Below are 16,722 nucleotides of genomic sequence, written 5' to 3' on the forward strand. Positions count from 1 at the left end.
GCGTCCCCCGCCCGCCGTCGTCTAGTGGCCGGACCCGGCGCCCGGCTTCGCGGGCAGGTCCTTGACCCGGATGTCACGGAAGGACACCTGGTCGTCGTTGCCGTGGTTCTGGATCCCGACGTACCCGTCGCGCAGGCTCCGGGCGGGGTCGGTGTTGGTGAAGTCGTTGACCTTCACGCCGTTGAGCCAGATCCGCAGGTGCTCGCCCTCGACCCGGATCTCGTACGTGTTCCACTCCCCCGGCGGGTTCAGCGCGCGGTCGCGCTTCTTCACGTCGGCCGACTGGAAGCTGTAGACGGACCCGGTGGTGCGGTCGGGTGCGTCGGTCGCGTCGATCTGGACCTCGTAGCCGTTGTTCACGGCCGACCAGGGGTCGTCGGACTCCGGGAAGCCCACGAAGACACCGGAGTTGTCGTCCCCGGCCATCTTCCAGTCGAGCTTCAGGGAGTACGAGCCGAGCGGGCGGCCCGCGTACCAGAGCATTCCCATGCCGCCGGACGAGGTGAGCGTGCCGTCGTCCGAGAGCTCGAAGGAGCCGGGTCCGGCCTGCTTCCAGTCCTTGAGCGACTCGGCGGTCCCGTCGAACAGGGACGTGTAGCCGCTCTCGGGCCGGCAGTCGGCCTGCGCGGCACCACTCGCCCAGCGGATCCCGCCGAGCAGATGCTGCCGGAAGGCCGGATCGGCGTACGACTCCTTGGTGTGGCCCGCGCCGGTGTAGAAGGAGCGGCCGCCCCGGTAGTTCTGGCACCAGGAGATGGGGTGGTCGCCCGCCATGGTGCCGCCGGTGTACGACGACTCGTCGAGCGAGGCGAGGACGTGGGCGTGCTCGCGCGGGTTGGAGCGGTAGTTGTACCACTCGTCGGTGCGGCTCCACGTCCGGGCGAGATGGGCGGTGGCCGGGTTGCCCCGGTCCTCGACCTTGACCGTGGCGGGCTGGATCGCCGGGTGGTTCTGGAAGTAGGCGCCGGCGAGGCCGCCGTAGAACGGCCAGTCGTACTCGGTGTCGGCGGCCGAGTGGACGCCGACGTAGCCGCCGCCCTTCTTGATGTAGTGCTCGAAGGCGGTCTGCTGGTCGGGGCCGAGCACGTCACCGGTGGTGGAGAGGAAGACGACGGCGTCGTAGCGGCGCAGATTGGCGTCGGTGAAGGCGCCGGCGTCCTCGGTGGCGTCGACGGCGAAGCCGTTGGCCGCGCCCAGGTCCTTCACCGCGGCGATCCCCTCGGGGATCGAGTCGTGGCGGAAGCCCGCGGTCTTGGAGAAGACCAGGACCCGGCCCCCCGCCCCCGCGTCCCCCGATGAGGAGGACGCGGGAGCGGAGACACAGCCGATGAGCAGGGCGGCCGCGGAGGCCGCGAGCGCGATACGGGTGGAGGTGCGCACAGCCCTGCTCCTTCCTCAGCTGGTGGTGAAGGTGAAGTCGTCCACGTCGAAGAGCGCGTCGGTGCCCGCACCCTTGAAGACCAGGTAGAGCGTCGTGGTCTTGGCGGGTGCCCGGCTGATGGTGCCGGTGACGTCCTTGTACGTCTCCCAGGACCCGGTGGGTTCGACCTTGGCGCTGCCGAGGAGGCGTCCGGTGGCGGAGCCGCTGCGGATCTCCAGCGTGCCGCCGCTGCCGGCGGACGCGACGCGCGCCGTGAACGAGGTGGCGTTGCTCAGGACGTACGGCTTGAAGGAGATCCAGTCACCGTTGTTGATGTCGCCGACGGTCTTGCCGCCGTTCGCCGGGGTGTGGCTGGCGATGGTGACGCCCTTGGAGTCGCCGTAGTGCTCGGCCTGGCGGTGCTTGGGCTGGGTGACGTTCTGGTCGTGGGTGGTCAGCGCGGGCTGGCCGTTGGCACCCTGGTCGGTGTACTCGGCGTCGAAGACCCCGAAGACGTTGGCGTTGGCGTCGTGCTCGCTGTCCGCGGAGGTCTGGATGGTGCCCGAGCAGCCGTTGGCCGAGGTGACCGGGTGGCCGTGGCTGTCGTGGCCGAGGATGTGCGTGACCTTGACCTTGGAGCAGTCGATCGTCCCGTCCTCGGGGTCGGTGACCTTCACCTTGAAGGGCACCTTGTCGCCGAAGGTGAACAGCTGGCCGTCCGCGGGGAGTTCGAGGGTCACCTTGGGCGCGGTGTTGCCGACGACGATGTGGACGTCGGCGCTGCCGGTACGGCCCGTCGCGTCCTTGGCGGTGACGGTCGCCGTGTAGGTGCCGTTCTTCTTGTACGTGTGGCTGGGCGCGGCGCCCGTGCCGCTGGTGCCGTCGCCGAAGTTCCAGGAGTAGGTCAGGGCGTCACTGTCGGCGTCCGTCGCGGTCGAGGAGAAGCGGGTCTTGAGCGGGGCCTGGCCCGAGGTCTTGTCGACCTTGGCGTCGACGACGGGCGAGTGGCCGTCGGTGGCGTTCTCGATGCGGTAGAGGCCGGAGTGCTCGTCGCCGCCGAACCAGGACAGGCCGTAGTCCAGGACGTACAGTGCGCCGTCCGGTCCGAAGGCCATGTCCATCACCTGCGTGCCGGTCCACGGGAACGGGTTGATCGAGGTGACCTTGCCGTCACCGTCCTGCTCGATCCGCTTGATCCACTGCCGGCCGAACTCACCGGCGAAGAAGTCGCCGTCGTAGGCCTCGGGGAACTTCACGGGCGAGGTGCTCGCCGCGTCGTAGCGGTAGACCGGGCCGCCCATCGGGGACTCGGAGCCGGTGCCGAACTCGGGCACGGAGCCGCCGTCGTAGGGGATCCAGGCCGGCTGGGCCGGCGGCAGGTCGACGATGCCCGTGTTGTGGGGCGAGGTGTTCTTCGGCGCGGCACAGTCGAAGGCGGCGCCGGACGTCTTGGTGGCGAAGTCGTAGTCGATGTACGCGTCGTTGTTGCCGGTGCAGTACGGCCAGCCGAAGTTGCCGGCCTTGGTGATGCGGTCGAACTCGACCTGGCCCGCGGGGCCGCGCTTCGGGTCGGCGGTGCCGGCGTCGGGTCCGTAGTCACCGACGTAGACGATGCCGGTCGGCTTGTCGACGCTGATCCGGAACGGGTTGCGGAAGCCCATCGCGTAGATCTCGGGGCGGGTCTTGTCCGTGCCCGGGGCGAAGAGGTTGCCGTCGGGTATGGAGTACGTGGCGTCGTCGTTGACCTTGATGCGCAGGACCTTGCCGCGCAGGTCGTTGCTGTTGCCGGCCGAACGCCGGGCGTCGTAGGCCGGGTTGCGGGTGGGCTGCTCGTCGATCGGCGTGTAGCCGTCGGAGGAGAAGGGGTTGGAGTCGTCGCCCGTCGACAGGTAGAGGTTGCCGTCCTTGTCGAAGTCGATGTCTCCGCCGACGTGGCAGCAGATGCCGCGCGAGGTGGGGATCTCCAGGATCTTCTTCTCGCTGGCGTTGTCGAGCGTGCCGTCCGCGTTGAGCACGAAGCGCGAGAGCTGGTTGTGGCCGTCGAAGGGCTTGAAGTCCGCGGCCGTGCCGTCGTTCGGGGCGTCGCCCGCGGGGGTGTCGAGCGGCGGCGCGTAGTAGAGGTAGATGAAGTGGTTGTCGCTGAACTTCGGGTCCACGCCGACGCCTTGGAGGCCCTCTTCGTCGTGGGAGTAGACGTCGAGCTTGCCGGCGACCTTGGTGGTGCCGTTCTCGTCGGTCAGGCGCAGGACCCCGTCGCGCGAGGTGTGCAGGACCTTGCGGTCCGGCAGGACGGCGAGCGACATGGGCTCGCCGACCTCTTCGGCGCCCTTGGCGAGGGTGACCTGCTGGAAGTCCTCCGCGGCGGCGACCGCGGCGTCGGGGGCGGGCGCCGCGCCGGCGTGCGGGGCGCCGATCGCGAGTGAGGCTCCGGCGAGAAGTGAGCCGGTGAGGAGTGCGAGTGCCTTGCGGAATCTCGGGCGTTTCCTGTGCACGGGGTTCCTCCGGAAAAGGGCGTGCGTACGGACGGGGGCGTGTCGCGCATGCGCTCTGCGGGTGCGATCGGTACGCCGGGGTTCGCCGTCACCCCGGAACTGTGCGTGTCCTGTACAACATTGGACCGTAGCCACGTTTGTCCGGGACGGAAAGCCCTTGCACAGCAAAGGCGTTGACTTTTTCCCCGTTCAGGACAAACGTGGCCGCCGTGCAGCTAGTCGGAGCCGCCGAAGGCCGCGTCGAAGGACGCCGTGGGCGGCTCGAAGTCGAAGGCCTTGAGGTGCTTGAGCGCCTCCGGGGCGCCCTGGAGCCGGTCCATCCCGGCGTCCTCCCACTCGACCGAGACGGGCCCCTCGTAGTCGATCGAGCGCAGCATCCGGAAGACGTCCTCCCAGGGCACGTCGCCGTGGCCCGCGGAGACGAAGTCCCAGCCGCGCCGCGGGTCGCCCCAGGGCAGGTGCGAGCCGAGACGGCCGTTGCGGCCGTCCAGGCGGCGCCGGGCCTCCTTGCAGTCGACGTGGTAGATCCGGTCACGGAAGTCCCACAGGAAGCCGACCGGGTCGAGGTCCTGCCACACGAAGTGGCTGGGGTCGAAGTTCAGGCCGAAGGCGGCCCGGTGGTCGACGGCGTCGAGGGCGCGCTGCGTGGTCCAGTAGTCGTACGCGATCTCCGACGGGTGGACCTCGTGCGCGAACAGGACGCCGTTCTCGTCGAAGACGTCGAGGATGGGGTTCCAGCGGTCGGCGAAGTCCTGGTAGCCGCGCTCGATCATCGACTCGGGCGCGGGCGGGAACATGGCGACCAGATGCCAGATGGACGAGCCGGTGAAGCCGATGACGGTGTCGACGCCGAAGGCCGCGGCGGCCCGCGCGGTGTCCTCCATCTCGGCCGCCGCCCGCCGTCGTACGCCCTCGGCCTCGCCGTCGCCCCAGATGCGGGCCGGCAGGATCGCCCGGTGGCGCTCGTCGATGATCGCGTCGCACACCGCCTGCCCGACCAGGTGGTTGGAGATCGCCCAGCACTTGAGGCCGTACTTGTCGAGCAGGGCGCGGCGCGAGTCGAGGTAGCCGGGGTCCGCTAGGGCCTTGTCGACCTCGAAGTGGTCGCCCCAGCAGGCGAGTTCGAGGCCGTCGTAGCCGAAGTCGCGGGCCAGCCTGCACACCTCTTCGAGCGGCAGGTCGGCCCACTGTCCGGTGAACAGGGTGAACTGGCGTGGCATGAGCCGTGCCTCCTCAGACCGGGATGGGGGTGTAGACGGAGTTCTTGAGCGCGCTCTCCTCCACGGCGGCGAGCACGCGCTGCACGCGCAGGCCCTCGGCGAAGGACGGTTCGGGCTGCCGGCCGGCCGCGATGGCATGGACCAGATCGCGGGCCTGGTGCACGAAGGTGTGCTCGTAGCCGAGGCCGTGACCCGGCGGCCACCAGGCCTCCAGGTAGGGGTGGCCGGGCTCGGTGACGAGGATGCGGCGGAAGCCGGCGCTGACCCCGGGTTCGGTGTGGTCGTGGAACGAGAGCTCGTTGAGTCGCTCCAGGTCGAAGGCCAACGAGCCTTTCTCGCCGTTGAGTTCGATGCGCAGGGCGTTCTTGCGGCCGGAGGCGAAGCGGGTGGCCTCGAAGGAGCCGAGCGCCCCGGAGGCGAAGCGGGCCGTGAAGAGCGCCGCGTCGTCCACCGTCACCGGGCCGCGCCCGGTCCCGCCGCCGCCCGCCGCGAGCCCGGCCGACGCCCCTTCCAGGATCGGCCGTTCCCGTACGAACGTCTCGGTGAGCGCGGAGACCCCGACGAGGGGCTCCCCCGCCAGGAACTGCGCGAGGTCGACGGCGTGCGCGCCCAGGTCGCCGAGGGCGCCCGAGCCCGCGTACTCCTTCTTCAGCCGCCAGGTGAGCGGGAAGTCGGGGTCGACGAGCCAGTCCTGGAGGTAGGAGACGCGGACGTGGCGCAGGGCGCCGAGGCGGCCCTCCTCGACCATGCGGCGGGCGAGCGCGGTGGCGGGGACGCGCCGGTAGTTGAAGCCGGTCATCGCCAGCTGACCTCGTGCACGGGCCCGTTCGGACGCCTCGACCATCGCCTCGGCCTCGTCCACCGTGTTGGCGAGCGGCTTCTCGCACAGCACGTGCTTGCCCGCCTCCAGGGCCGCGACGGCGATCTCCGCATGGCTGTCGCCCGGGGTGCAGATGTCGACGACGTCGACGTCGTCCCGCGCGATCAGCGCCCGCCAGTCCGTCTCCGCCGCGGCCCAGCCGAGCCGGTCGGCCGCGGCTCGGACGGCCTGCCCGTCCCTGCCGCAGACGGCCGCGAGGACCGGTCGCAGCGGCAGGTCGAAGACGCGGCCCACGGTGCGCCAGCCCTGGGAGTGGGCGGCGCCCATGAAGGCGTAGCCGACCATGCCGACACCCAGGGGGCGCGGTCCGGCCCCGGGCTCCTGAGTCGTGCCCATGCAGTAGTCCTCCTCGTCGACGCCGGTCCCGCGAGATGCGCTGTGGGGGCATCCATCACTTGAAGCCGGTCGGCATGTACTGGGCGACGTTGTCCTTGTCGACGACCGCCGAGAAGAGCGTCACGTGGGCCGGGATCTCGAACTCGGCCATGCCGCTGACGCCCTTGCCCTGGCCGAGGGCGCGGGCGAGGTCGATCGCGGAGGCGGCCATGGTCGGCGGGTAGAGGACGGTCGCCTTGAGGACGCTGTTGCCTGCCTCGATGGCCTGCATGGCGGAGAGCGCTCCGGCGCCGCCGACCATGAGGAAGTCGTTGCGTCCGGCCTGCTTGATGGCGCGCAGGGCGCCGACGCCCTGGTCGTCGTCGTGGTTCCACAGGGCGTCGAAGTTCTTCTGCGCCTGGAGGAGCTGGGCCATCTTCGCCTGGCCCGACTCGACGGTGAACTCGGCGGCCTGGCGGGCGACCTTCCTGATGTTCGGGAAGTTCTTCAGGGCGTCGTCGAAGCCCTGGCTGCGCTGCTTGGTGAGCTCCAGGTTGTCGAGGCCCGCGAGCTCGACGACCTTGGCGTTCTTCTTGTCCTTGAGCTGCTCGCCGATGTAGTTGCCGGCGCTCAGGCCCATGCCGTAGTTGTCGCCGCCGATCCAGCAGCGGTACGCCTGCGGGGTGTTGAAGATCCGGTCGAGGTTGACCACGGGGATCCCGGCGCGCATCGCCTTCAGGCCGACCTGGGTGAGGGCCTTGCCGTCGGCCGGCAGGATCACCAGGACGTCGACCTTCTTGTTGATGAGGGTCTCGACCTGCCCGATCTGCGCGGCGGTGTCGTTCGAGCCCTCCGTCGCCTCCAGGGTGACGTCGGAGTACTTCTTGGCGCGTTCCGTGGCGTTGTCGTTGATCGCGTTCAGCCAGCCGTGGTCGGCCTGCGGTCCCGCGAACCCGATGGTGACGTGCTTGCCCGGCTTGTCGTCCGCGGCGGGCTTGTCGTTCGCCGCGGGCTTCGCGTCCTTGGGCTCGTTGCTCGTGCAGGCGGTGAGCAGTCCGCCCGTGGTGACGGCGGCTGCCGCCCCGAAGAGCAGTCCTCTGCGGCTCGTGGTCTCTGGCATGTCGGTGGGCCCTTCCCGAGTCAAGAAGTGGTGGTGGAGGTGCGTCGCTGGACCAGGACCGCGGCGACGATGATCGCCCCCTTGGCGATCTCCTGGACGTCGCTCTGCAGATTGTTGAGCGCGAAGATGTTGGTGATCGTGGTGAAGATCAGTACGCCGAGCACGGAGCCGGTGATGGTGCCCCGGCCGCCGGTCAGCAGGGTGCCGCCGATGATCGCGGCGGCGATGGCGTCGAGTTCGTAGAGGTTGCCGTTCGTGTTCTGTCCCGATCCGGCGAGGACGATCAGGAGGAAGGCCGCGATGCCGCAGCACAGGCCCGACAGGAGGTAGAGGTAGAGGCGCTGGCGGCGTACGTCGATGCCGGCGAGCCGCGCGGCCTCGGCGTTGCCGCCGACGGCGACGGAGCGGCGGCCGAACGTCGTACGGTTCAGGACCAGCCAGCCGACGACCGTGACGGCGGCGAAGACGAGGACGAGCGGCGGGATGCCGAGGATGTAGGCGTCGCGCTCCCCGAGCTTGAGGACGCTGTCCACGGACACGGTCTGCGTCTTGCCGTCGGTGATCTGGAGGGCGAGACCGCGGCCCGACGCGAGCATCGCGAGGGTGGCGATGAAGGGGACCATGCCGCCGTACGCGATCAGCAGCCCGTTGACCAGTCCGCAGCCGACGCCCACGACGACGGCGGTGAACAGGATTCCGGCGAAGCCGTAGTCCTGGGTCGCGACGGTGGTCGCCCAGACGCTCGCGAGGGCGACGATCGCGCCGACCGACAGGTCGATGCCGCCGGAGATGATCACGAAGGTCATGCCGACGGTGACGACACCGATGACGGACGCCTGCGTGAGGATCAGCTGCACGTTGTTCATGTCGAGGAACGAGTCGGGCTGGGTGATGCCGCCGATCAGGACCAGGACGGCGAGCACGCCCACCAGGGACAGGGTCCGCACGTCCGGGCGGAACCCTCTCGGGCGGGGGCCGGCGGGCGTGGTCTTCGAGGTGGCGGGCCGGGCGGGGGATGCGGGCTGGGTCATGGTGCCGGGCTCCCTTCGGGTGCGGGTTGTCTGTGGCTGAGCCCCCGCGCCCCTGGTCGGGTGGGTGGCTGGTGCGTGCGGCGGCTTTCCGGGTGCAGGCCGGTGGGGGCTTGTCGCGCCCACGCGGCGGAGCCGCATTGGTAGCGGCCCCGCGCCCCTATCGGCCCCCTGCGAGGACCAGGTCGAGCACCCTGTGTTCGTCCAGGTCCGCCGCCGGCGACTCGTGGATCACCGCGCCCTCCCTCAGCACCAGGACCCGGTCCGCGAGGCCGAGGACCTCGGGGACCTCGCTGGAGACCATGAGGACCGCGAGACCGTCGTCGGCGAGGCGGCGGATGACGGCGTAGAGCTCGGCGCGGGCGCCGACGTCCACGCCCCGTGTCGGCTCGTCGAGGAGGAGGACGCGGCAGCCGCGCAGGAGCCAGCGGGCGAGGACGGCCTTTTGCTGGTTGCCGCCGGAGAGGGTGCGCACCGGCGCGGACGGGTTGTCGGGGCGCAGGGACAGCTCGCGGGTCGCGGCCCGCGCGGCGTCGAGTTCCTTGCCGCGGTCGAGCCAGCCTCCGTACGAGAAGCGGGACATGGAGGAGACGGAGACGTTGCGGGTGACGGACTCCAGCATGAGGAGGGCCTGCGCCTTGCGCTCCTCGGGGGCGAGGCCGAGCCCGGCGCGGACGGCGGCGCGTACGCTGCCGGGCCGCAACACCTGCCCGTCCACGACGACTTGTCCGGTACTGGCCTTGCGCGCGCCGTAGATCGTCTCCAGGATCTCGGAGCGCCCCGAGCCGACGAGGCCCGCGAGGCCGACGATCTCGCCGGGCCGCAGTTCGAGGTCGAGCGGCGCGAACTCACCTTGTCGGGAAAGGCCTTTGACAGTGAGGACGGGTTCGGCGAGCGGGGGTCCCGCGGGTCGCTCGGGGAACACGTACTCGACGTTCCGGCCGGTCATGAGGGCGACCACGTCGCGGGTCGGCGTCTCCTTCGCGGGCAGTCCGCCCGCGACCGCCCGGCCGTCCTTGAGGACGGTGACGCGGTCGCCGATCCGGCGGATCTCCTCCAGGCGGTGCGAGATGTAGACGACGGCGACGCCGTCGGCGGTGAGGGAGTCGACGATGCGGAAGAGGTTGTCGACCTCGTCCGGGTCGAGGGCGGCCGAGGGTTCGTCCATGACGATGAGACGGACGTCGTGGGAGAGCGCGCGGGCCATGGACACGATCTGCTGCTGGGCTGCCGAGAGGTCGCCGACGAGCGTGCCCGGACCGATCTCTCCGTGCCCGAGTCGTTTGAGAAGTGCGGCAGTTGTGGTGCGGGCCTCGCGTCCGCGGACCACGAAACCGGCGGTGGTCGGCTCGTGTCCGAGGTAGATGTTCTCGGCGACGGACAGCCCCTCCACCAGGTCGAGTTCCTGGTAGATGGTGGCGATGCCGAGGCGCATCGCGGCGATGGGCGACTTGAGCACCGTGCGCTCGCCGCGCCAGGTGATCGTGCCGTCGTCGGGCTGGTGGGCGCCGGCGAGGACCTTGATGAGGGTGGACTTCCCCGCGCCGTTCTGGCCGAGGAGGCAGTGCACCTCACCGGCCAGGACCTCCAGGTCCACGCCGTCGAGGGCGCGCACGCCGGGGAACGACTTGGTGATGCCGGACATGGTGAGCAGGGGTGGTTCCGGTGCCATGAGTGATCCCCTCGGCGGATACGGGCCGGTGTCAGGGCAGGGCGGAGCTGAACGCCGTACTGGTGTGGTGATCGCGTGCGGTGTTAAGCCGGGCGGTGTTACGCCGGTGAGAACAGGTGGTCGCTGATCAGGCGGGCCGCGCCGATGACTCCGGCGGTGGGGCCGAGCTCGCCCAGGACGATGGGGAGGTTGCCGGTCGCCAGGGGCAGCGACTGGCGGTAGACCTGGGTGCGCAGGGCTGCTAGCAGCGTGTGGCCGAGGCCGGTCACGCCACCCCCGATCACCACGAGGCCCGGATTGAAGAAGCTGACGAGTGAGGCGATGACCTGCCCGGTGCGGTTGCCGCCCTCGCGGATGAGATCGAGGGAGGTGGCGTCCCCGGCGGCGGCCGCGGCGGCCACGTCGGCGGCGCTGAGCTTCCCGGCCGCTTCGAGCAGGGCGGCGAGTTCGTCGGAGCGGCCCTCGCGGGCGGCCTCCTCGGCGTCGCGGGCGAGTGCCGCGCCGCTGAAGTAGGCTTCCAGGCAGCCCTTGTTGCCGCAGGCGCACTGACGTCCGTCGGGCTCGACCTGGATGTGGCCGATGTCGCCGGCGCTGCCCGTCGTACCGCGGTAGACCTCTCCGCCGACGACGATGCCGCAGCCGATGCCCGTGCCGATCTTGACGCAGAGGAAGTCGCGCGCGGAGCGGGCGACGCCCGCGTGCTGCTCCCCCATCGCCATCAGGTTCACGTCGTTGTCGACCATGACCGGGCAGCCGAGTTCCTGGCTGAGGGCCTCGCGGACGGGGAACCCGTCCCAGCCCGGCATGATCGGCGGCGCGACCGGCACACCCTCGGGGAACCGGACGGGTCCGGGGACGCCGATCCCGGCTCCGTCGAATCCCTCGGCGAGCCCGGAGGCCCTCAACTTGGCTGCCATCGCGAGCACTTGCTCGAAGACGGCGACCGGTCCCTCGCGGACGTCCAGGGGCTGGTTGATGTGCCCGAGGACTTCCAGTTCGGCGTTGGTGACGGCGACGTCGACCGAGGTCGCGCCGATGTCGACGCCGAGGAAACGCAGTTCGGGGGCGAGCCGGATGTTGTGGGAGCGGCGCCCGCCGCGCGAGGCGGCGAGTCCGTCGGCCACGACGAGGCCCGTCTCCAGGAGCCGGTCCACCTCGACGGCCAGTTTCGACCGCGAGAGGTCGATCTGATCGCCCAGCTGGGCACGGGAGTTGGGTCCGCCGTCACGCAGCAGACGTAGCAGACGCGCCTGGTGCGCGTTCGCGGGTCGAGCCGTCATGCGCCTCACGTGCCCCTCACCGCCTCACCGGGCCGCCTGTCGTCCCGTCTTCGGGCTTTCGAGGGGAACGTAGCAGTGCTTGCCGGGAGTGGGAAGAAGTTGCGCAGCAATTACCCATGACTTTCTCCAGCTACAGGACAAAGAGCGGGGAATGAGGATCCGCGCACCTTGTCGCTCGCACAACTGAAGGACGTCGCAAGGGGGTTGGTATGACGGCGAGCACGCGCGCCGGCGGCGGAGCAGGGAGAGGAACCGCCCGCCGCGCGGAGAGCGGATCAGCCCGCCGCGGAACTGCGGGTCAGCACGCTGGGTCACGGTCGCGCCGAGGCGACGTTCCGGGCGACGTCGCCGGCGCGCCGGTTCCGCCTCGCGATGAACGCGTACTCCTACGCCTTCCTGCCGATGCTGCTCGGCGTCGCGTTCCTCGCGGCGGGCGTGAAGATGTCGCTCGGGCACCTCGGTGAGCATCTGCACACCGGGCCCGCGCTCGCGGGCGGTGTCGCGCTGTTCCTGGCCGGCGACGTCGCGTTCAGGACCGCGATGCGGCTCTCCCCGCCGGCCTTCAGAGCGGCGGCCGTGCCGGTGGTGCTCGGCGCGGCGCCGCTCGGCACGCACGTGGCCGCCGTGGCGGAACTCGTCGCGCTCGTCGTGATCCTCGTGGCGATGCCGGCCGCGGAGACGCGGGCCTGTCGGGGCGTTCCTGCGGGCGACGGATTGTCCGTGACCGGTCGCGCCCACGCGGCGGAGCCGCATATGCAGCGGTCCCGCGCCCCTTTCAAGGGCGCGCCCCGACCGTGATCCGTGTGCGGCGCCGCCCTTACGACTGGTCGCGCCGGTGGTACGTCTCGCGGGTGTGCTCGGTGTGGGCCCGCATGACCGCCGTCGCGCGTGCCTCGTCCCGCCGCGCGATCGCCGCGATCAGCTCGCGGTGCTCGATCCAGGACTGCTTGCCGCGCTGGCGGGCCACCGGCTGGTAGTACCAGCGCACGCGGCGGTCGACCTGTCCGGCGAGCTCACCCAGGACGACGTTCCCCGCGAGTTCCATGACCTTGGCGTGGAAGGCGGCGTTCGTGGCGACGACGAGTTCGACGTCGCCGTCGGCGACGGCCTGCTCACCTCTGGCGCACAGCTCTTCGAGTGCGGTGATCCCGGGCTTGCCGGCGTTCGCTGCGGCAAGGCGGGCCGCCTCGGCCTCCAGGAGCGTACGGACCGTGAGGAGCTGGTCCGCCTCGTCCTCGGTCGGCTCGTGCACGAAGGCGCCCTGCGCGGGACGGAGATCGACCCAGCCCTCCGTGTTGAGCCGCTGGAGCGCCTCGCGCACGGGCTGCCTCGACACCCCGAGGTGCCCGGCGAGTTCGCTCTCGACCAGGTGCTGGCCCGGCTGAAGTGCACGCGTCGTGATCAGTTCGAGCAGCGCCTCGTAGACCCGCTCGCGCAGCGGTCCGGGGCGCTCGAGCTTGGGCACCGCCCCCTGCGGCAGTCCTGTGGACAACATCGCGGTCCCCCTCCTGTGCAACGGAGAAGCCAGTATGAATTGGCTTTCGTCTACAGTCTACCGAGCACAATGGCCAGTAGGGGCGGGAGTTGGGCTCGTCACACCCGTGAACGCCGCGAAATCACGCCTGCTCAGGGACAGTGGACGACCTGGCCCGCGTAGGACAGGTTGCCGCCGAATCCGAAGAGCAGCACCGGCTGGCCGCTGCGGATCTCGCCGCGCTCGACCAGCTTGGAGAAGGCGAGCGGGATGCTGGCGGCGGATGTGTTGCCCGAGTCGACGACGTCACGCGCGACGACGGCGTTCACCGCGCCGATCTTCTGGGCGAGCGGTTCGATGATCCGCAGGTTCGCCTGGTGCAGGACGACGCCGGCCAGATCCGCGGGCGTGTATCCGGCCCGCTCGCACGCCGCGCGGGCCAGCGGCGGCAGCTGCTGTGTCGCCCAGCGGTAGACGCTCTGGCCCTCCTGCGCGAAGCGCGCCGGCTCGCCCTCGATGCGCACGGCGTTGCCCATCTCGGGCACGGAACCCCACAGGACGGGCCCGACGCCCGGCTCGTGGCCTGGCGGGCATGCCTCGACCACGACGGCGCCCGCGCCGTCGCCGACGAGGACGCAGGTGGTGCGGTCCGTCCAGTCGGTGACGGCGGACATCTTGTCGGCGCCGATCACCAGGGCGCGCGTCGCGGCGCCCGCCCGTACGGCGTGGTCGGCGGTGGCGAGCGCGTGCGTGAAGCCGGCGCACACCACGTTGACGTCGAGCACGGCGGGCGAGGGCACACCGAGGCGGTGCGCGACGCGTGCGGCCATGTTCGGCGAGCGGTCGACGGCGGTGGAGGTGGCGACCACGACGAGGTCGATGTCGTTCGCCGTCAGACCCGCCCCCGCGAGCGCCTTCGCCGCGGCGTGCGCGGCCAGCTCGTCGACCGGCTCGTCGGGACCCGCGACATGACGGGTGCGGATGCCCACGCGGCTGCGGATCCACGCGTCGTCGGTGTCCACCATGGCCGCCAGGTCCTCGTTGGTGAGGACCCTGGCGGGCTGGTAGTGGCCTACGGCGGTGATGCGCGAACCGGTCATGGGTGGGGCCCCCTCGGTGTTCGAGATGCGGATCCACCAGTCTGGTGAGCGACTCACCGGTACGAGGGCACGTAAAGCGACAGGATTGGGGCGCCCTGGTTGGAGGGTGCCCCACATCACCCTGCGGCGCCCGGGGTCTGTACCGCCCTACCCCGTGAAGAGCTGCCTCGCCTTCTGAACGAGTTCGTACAGGCCGTACACGAGCGGCACCCCGACCCACAGCCAGGCGAACAGGGTGAGCGCGCGGCGGCTAGGCGGACTGCCGGCGGTCTGCGGCTGCGTCATCGGTGGCCTCCCTCGGGGCGGGGATGTGGTGGCGGGCGTGGACGGGACGGATCAGCTCGTTCGCGACGAAGCCGACGACGAGCAGACCGATCATGATCGTGAAGGACAGGCCGTAGAGGTCCTGGCCGTGCTTGCCGGCCGCTTCCTGGCTGTCGGCGACCCGGTTGACGATCAGCGGGCCGAGCACTCCGGCGGTGGACCACGCGGTGAGCAGCCGGCCGTGGATCGCGCCGACCTGGTAGGTGCCGAAGAGGTCCTTGAGGTACGCGGGGACGGTGGCGAAGCCGCCGCCGTAGAAGGAGAGGATCACCAGCGCGCAGCCGATGAACAGGGGCTTGGAGGAGTCGCCGAAGCGGGCGATCAGCAGGTACATGACGGCGCCCACGCCCAGGTAGAGGCGGTAGACGTTCTTGCGGCCGACCAGGTCGGAGGCGGAGGACCAGCCGATGCGGCCCGCCATGTTCGCCGCCGACAGGAGCGCGACGAAGCCCGCGGCCGCGGAGATGCTGACGGGGGTGCCGCTGTCCTTGAAGAAGTCCGTGATCATCGGGGCGGCCTTCTCCAGGATGCCGATGCCCGCCGTCACGTTCATGCAGAGCACGAGCCACAGGCACCAGAACTGGGGGGTGCGCACGGCGCTGCGGGCCGAGACCTGCACCCCTTCGAGCGGCGCGGGCACCCCTGCCTTGGGCGCCCCTTCCGTGCGGGGCACCCGTACGAGCAGTACTCCGAGCGACATGAACACGGCGTACGCGAGTCCGTGCACGAGGAAGGCGAGGGCGATGCCCGAGGAGTCGGCACCGAAGGACTCCAGCATCTGCGCGGACCAGGGCGAGGCGATCAGCGCGCCGCCGCCGAAGCCCATGATCGCGATGCCGGTGGCCATGCCGGGCCGGTCGGGGAACCACTTGATCAAGGTCGACACGGGCGAGATGTAGCCGATGCCGAGGCCGATCCCGCCGACGAAGCCGTAGCCGAAGACGATCAGCCAGAACTGTCCGGTGGCGGCGCCGAGGGCGGAGAGCAGGAAGCCGGAGGAGAAGCAGACGAGGGCGACGGTCATCGCCCAGCGCGGGCCGTTGCGCTCGACGAGCGTGCCGCCGAAGGCCGCGGAGAGGCCGAGCATCACGATGCCGAGCTGGAAGGGTAGGGCGCTCTCGGTGCCGCTGAGGTGCATGGCGGACTCGAGCGGGGGCTTGAAGACGCTCCAGGCGTAGGCCTGGCCGATGGAGAGATGGACGGACAGAGCGGCGGGCGGAACGAGCCAGCGGCTCCAGCCGGTTGGCGCGACGGGGGGCCTCATGATCCCGAACGTTAGGGAGCCGTACGGGAGTTGGGAAGAGTACGCACCGGAATCCGTACACGGTATGCGATGCGCCACCTCTTGTCGGCCCATCTTCCACACTGTAGACAATATTCCATCGACAGTCCGACGGTCCTCCGCACTCTCCTCCCGTGAGAGCAGGAGCCCTCGACCGAACGGAGCTCGCCATCGTGAAAGTCGCAGTCCTCGGCGCCGGTGCGATCGGCGCCTACGTCGGAGCCGCGCTGCACCGCGCCGGCGCCGACGTGCATCTCGTAGCCCGTGGACCGCACCTCGCGGCCATGAGGCAGCACGGCGTCCAAGTACGCAGCCCCCGCGGTGACTTCACCGCCCGGGCCCACGCGACCGACGACCCCTCGGGGATCGGCCCGGTCGACTATGTCTTCCTCGGCCTCAAGGCGAACTCGTACGCGGCGTGCGGGCCGCTCATCGAGCCGCTGCTGCACAGCTCGACGGCCGTGATCGCGGCCCAGAACGGCATCCCCTGGTGGTACTTCCACCGGCACGGCGGCCCGCACGACGGGCAACGCATCGAGAGCGTGGACCCGGACGGCGCGGTCAGTGCGGTGCTCGCGCCCGAGCGGGCCATCGGCTGTGTCGTCTACGCGGCGACGGAGCTCGAAGGCCCCGGCGTCGTACGCCACCTCGAAGGAACCAGATTCTCCATCGGGGAGCCCGACCGCTCGGTGTCGGACCGGTGCCTCGCGTTCAGCCAGGCGATGCACGCCGGGGGCCTCAAGTGCCCGGTCGAACCCGAGCTGCGCGGTGACATCTGGATCAAGCTGCTCGGCAACATCTCGTTCAACCCGATCAGTGCGCTGTCCCGGGCGACCATGCGGCAGATGTGTCTGCACGGCGGCACGCGCCGGGTCATCGAGATCATGATGACCGAGACGCTCGCCGTCGCCGGGGCACTGGGCTGCCGGCCGGACATCTCCGTCGAACGGCGCCTGGCCGGGGCCGAGCGCGTCGGCGACCACCGCACCTCGACACTCCAGGACCTGGAGCGCGGCAAACCGCTCGAACTCGACGTGCTGCTCGCGGCCGTCGTGGAACTCGCGGAGATCACCGGCGTCCCGGTCCCGACGCTCCGCACCGTCCACGCCATCTCGGATCTGCTCGCCGACCGCATGAGGAGCGCGGCATGAAGAAGCGGGACCGCACCCCGAAGA

At 70.6% G+C, this 16,722-nt stretch carries 14 protein-coding genes; 2 read left to right on the top strand and 12 right to left on the bottom strand.

Features of this window, described 5'->3' with window-relative positions:
- Nucleotides 1-21 precede the first annotated feature (21 nt).
- The 8 genes from OG758_RS13770 to OG758_RS13805 all read right to left on the bottom strand — a co-directional run bounded on the left by OG758_RS13770 (nucleotide 22) and on the right by OG758_RS13805 (nucleotide 11,367).
- The gene (locus tag OG758_RS13770; RefSeq protein WP_326710266.1) at nucleotides 22-1,380 is read right to left on the bottom strand and encodes a ThuA domain-containing protein; all 1,359 of its coding nucleotides are present in this window, start codon (nucleotides 1,378-1,380) and stop codon (nucleotides 22-24) included.
- 15 nt (nucleotides 1,381-1,395) lie between these two features.
- Complete coding sequence (locus tag OG758_RS13775; RefSeq protein ID WP_326710267.1) at nucleotides 1,396-3,852, bottom strand: PQQ-dependent sugar dehydrogenase; 2,457 nt, start codon at nucleotides 3,850-3,852, stop codon at nucleotides 1,396-1,398.
- A gap of 215 nt (nucleotides 3,853-4,067) precedes the next feature.
- Nucleotides 4,068-5,072, bottom strand: coding sequence for a sugar phosphate isomerase/epimerase family protein (locus tag OG758_RS13780; RefSeq protein WP_116507835.1), 1,005 nt, complete (start codon nucleotides 5,070-5,072; stop codon nucleotides 4,068-4,070).
- Between the two features lie 13 nt (nucleotides 5,073-5,085).
- Nucleotides 5,086-6,288 (bottom strand): Gfo/Idh/MocA family protein, encoded by a 1,203-nt coding sequence (locus OG758_RS13785; protein ID WP_326710268.1) that lies wholly within the window; start codon nucleotides 6,286-6,288, stop codon nucleotides 5,086-5,088.
- A 55-nt stretch (nucleotides 6,289-6,343) separates the two neighbouring features.
- Nucleotides 6,344-7,387, bottom strand: a complete 1,044-nt coding sequence (locus tag OG758_RS13790) for a substrate-binding domain-containing protein (protein WP_326710269.1) — start codon at nucleotides 7,385-7,387, stop codon at nucleotides 6,344-6,346.
- A gap of 20 nt (nucleotides 7,388-7,407) precedes the next feature.
- Nucleotides 7,408-8,418, bottom strand: coding sequence for an ABC transporter permease (locus OG758_RS13795; protein WP_326710270.1), 1,011 nt, complete (start codon nucleotides 8,416-8,418; stop codon nucleotides 7,408-7,410).
- A gap of 157 nt (nucleotides 8,419-8,575) precedes the next feature.
- Nucleotides 8,576-10,087 carry a sugar ABC transporter ATP-binding protein gene (locus tag OG758_RS13800; RefSeq protein ID WP_326710271.1) on the bottom strand — a complete coding sequence of 504 codons (1,512 nt, stop codon included), beginning with the start codon at nucleotides 10,085-10,087 and terminating at the stop codon, nucleotides 8,576-8,578.
- Between the two features lie 98 nt (nucleotides 10,088-10,185).
- A complete protein-coding gene (locus tag OG758_RS13805; protein ID WP_326710272.1) occupies nucleotides 10,186-11,367 on the bottom strand; it encodes an ROK family transcriptional regulator in 1,182 nt (393 codons plus the stop codon).
- A gap of 306 nt (nucleotides 11,368-11,673) precedes the next feature.
- Here OG758_RS13805 and OG758_RS13810 point away from each other — a divergent pair, with 306 nt between their 5' ends.
- Complete coding sequence (locus OG758_RS13810) at nucleotides 11,674-12,165, top strand: low temperature requirement protein A (RefSeq protein WP_326715901.1); 492 nt, start codon at nucleotides 11,674-11,676, stop codon at nucleotides 12,163-12,165.
- 19 nt (nucleotides 12,166-12,184) lie between these two features.
- Here the strand turns inward: OG758_RS13810 and OG758_RS13815 are convergent, their stop codons facing one another.
- The 4 genes from OG758_RS13815 to OG758_RS13830 form a co-directional block, all read right to left on the bottom strand.
- Complete coding sequence (locus OG758_RS13815; protein WP_326710273.1) at nucleotides 12,185-12,862, bottom strand: GntR family transcriptional regulator; 678 nt, start codon at nucleotides 12,860-12,862, stop codon at nucleotides 12,185-12,187.
- Nucleotides 12,863-12,993: 131 nt separating this feature from the next.
- Nucleotides 12,994-13,941 (bottom strand): beta-ketoacyl-ACP synthase III, encoded by a 948-nt coding sequence (locus OG758_RS13820; RefSeq protein WP_326710274.1) that lies wholly within the window; start codon nucleotides 13,939-13,941, stop codon nucleotides 12,994-12,996.
- A gap of 147 nt (nucleotides 13,942-14,088) precedes the next feature.
- Nucleotides 14,089-14,226 carry an MFS transporter small subunit gene (locus OG758_RS13825; RefSeq protein ID WP_326710275.1) on the bottom strand — a complete coding sequence of 46 codons (138 nt, stop codon included), beginning with the start codon at nucleotides 14,224-14,226 and terminating at the stop codon, nucleotides 14,089-14,091.
- Entirely contained in the window at nucleotides 14,192-15,529 is a 1,338-nt protein-coding gene (locus OG758_RS13830; RefSeq protein ID WP_326710276.1) for an OFA family MFS transporter, read from the bottom strand. Before OG758_RS13830 ends, OG758_RS13825 begins: the two co-directional genes overlap by 35 nt.
- Before the next feature lie 191 nt (nucleotides 15,530-15,720).
- Between OG758_RS13830 and OG758_RS13835 the strand changes: the two genes are divergently transcribed.
- Nucleotides 15,721-16,698: a 2-dehydropantoate 2-reductase gene (locus OG758_RS13835; RefSeq protein ID WP_326710277.1), complete on the top strand. Its 978-nt coding sequence runs from the start codon at nucleotides 15,721-15,723 to the stop codon at nucleotides 16,696-16,698.
- Nucleotides 16,699-16,722: the final 24 nt, after the last annotated feature.

Origin of the sequence: Streptomyces sp. NBC_01474 (assembly GCF_035918215.1) — a bacterium.
GTDB lineage: Bacteria > Actinomycetota > Actinomycetes > Streptomycetales > Streptomycetaceae > Streptomyces > Streptomyces aureus.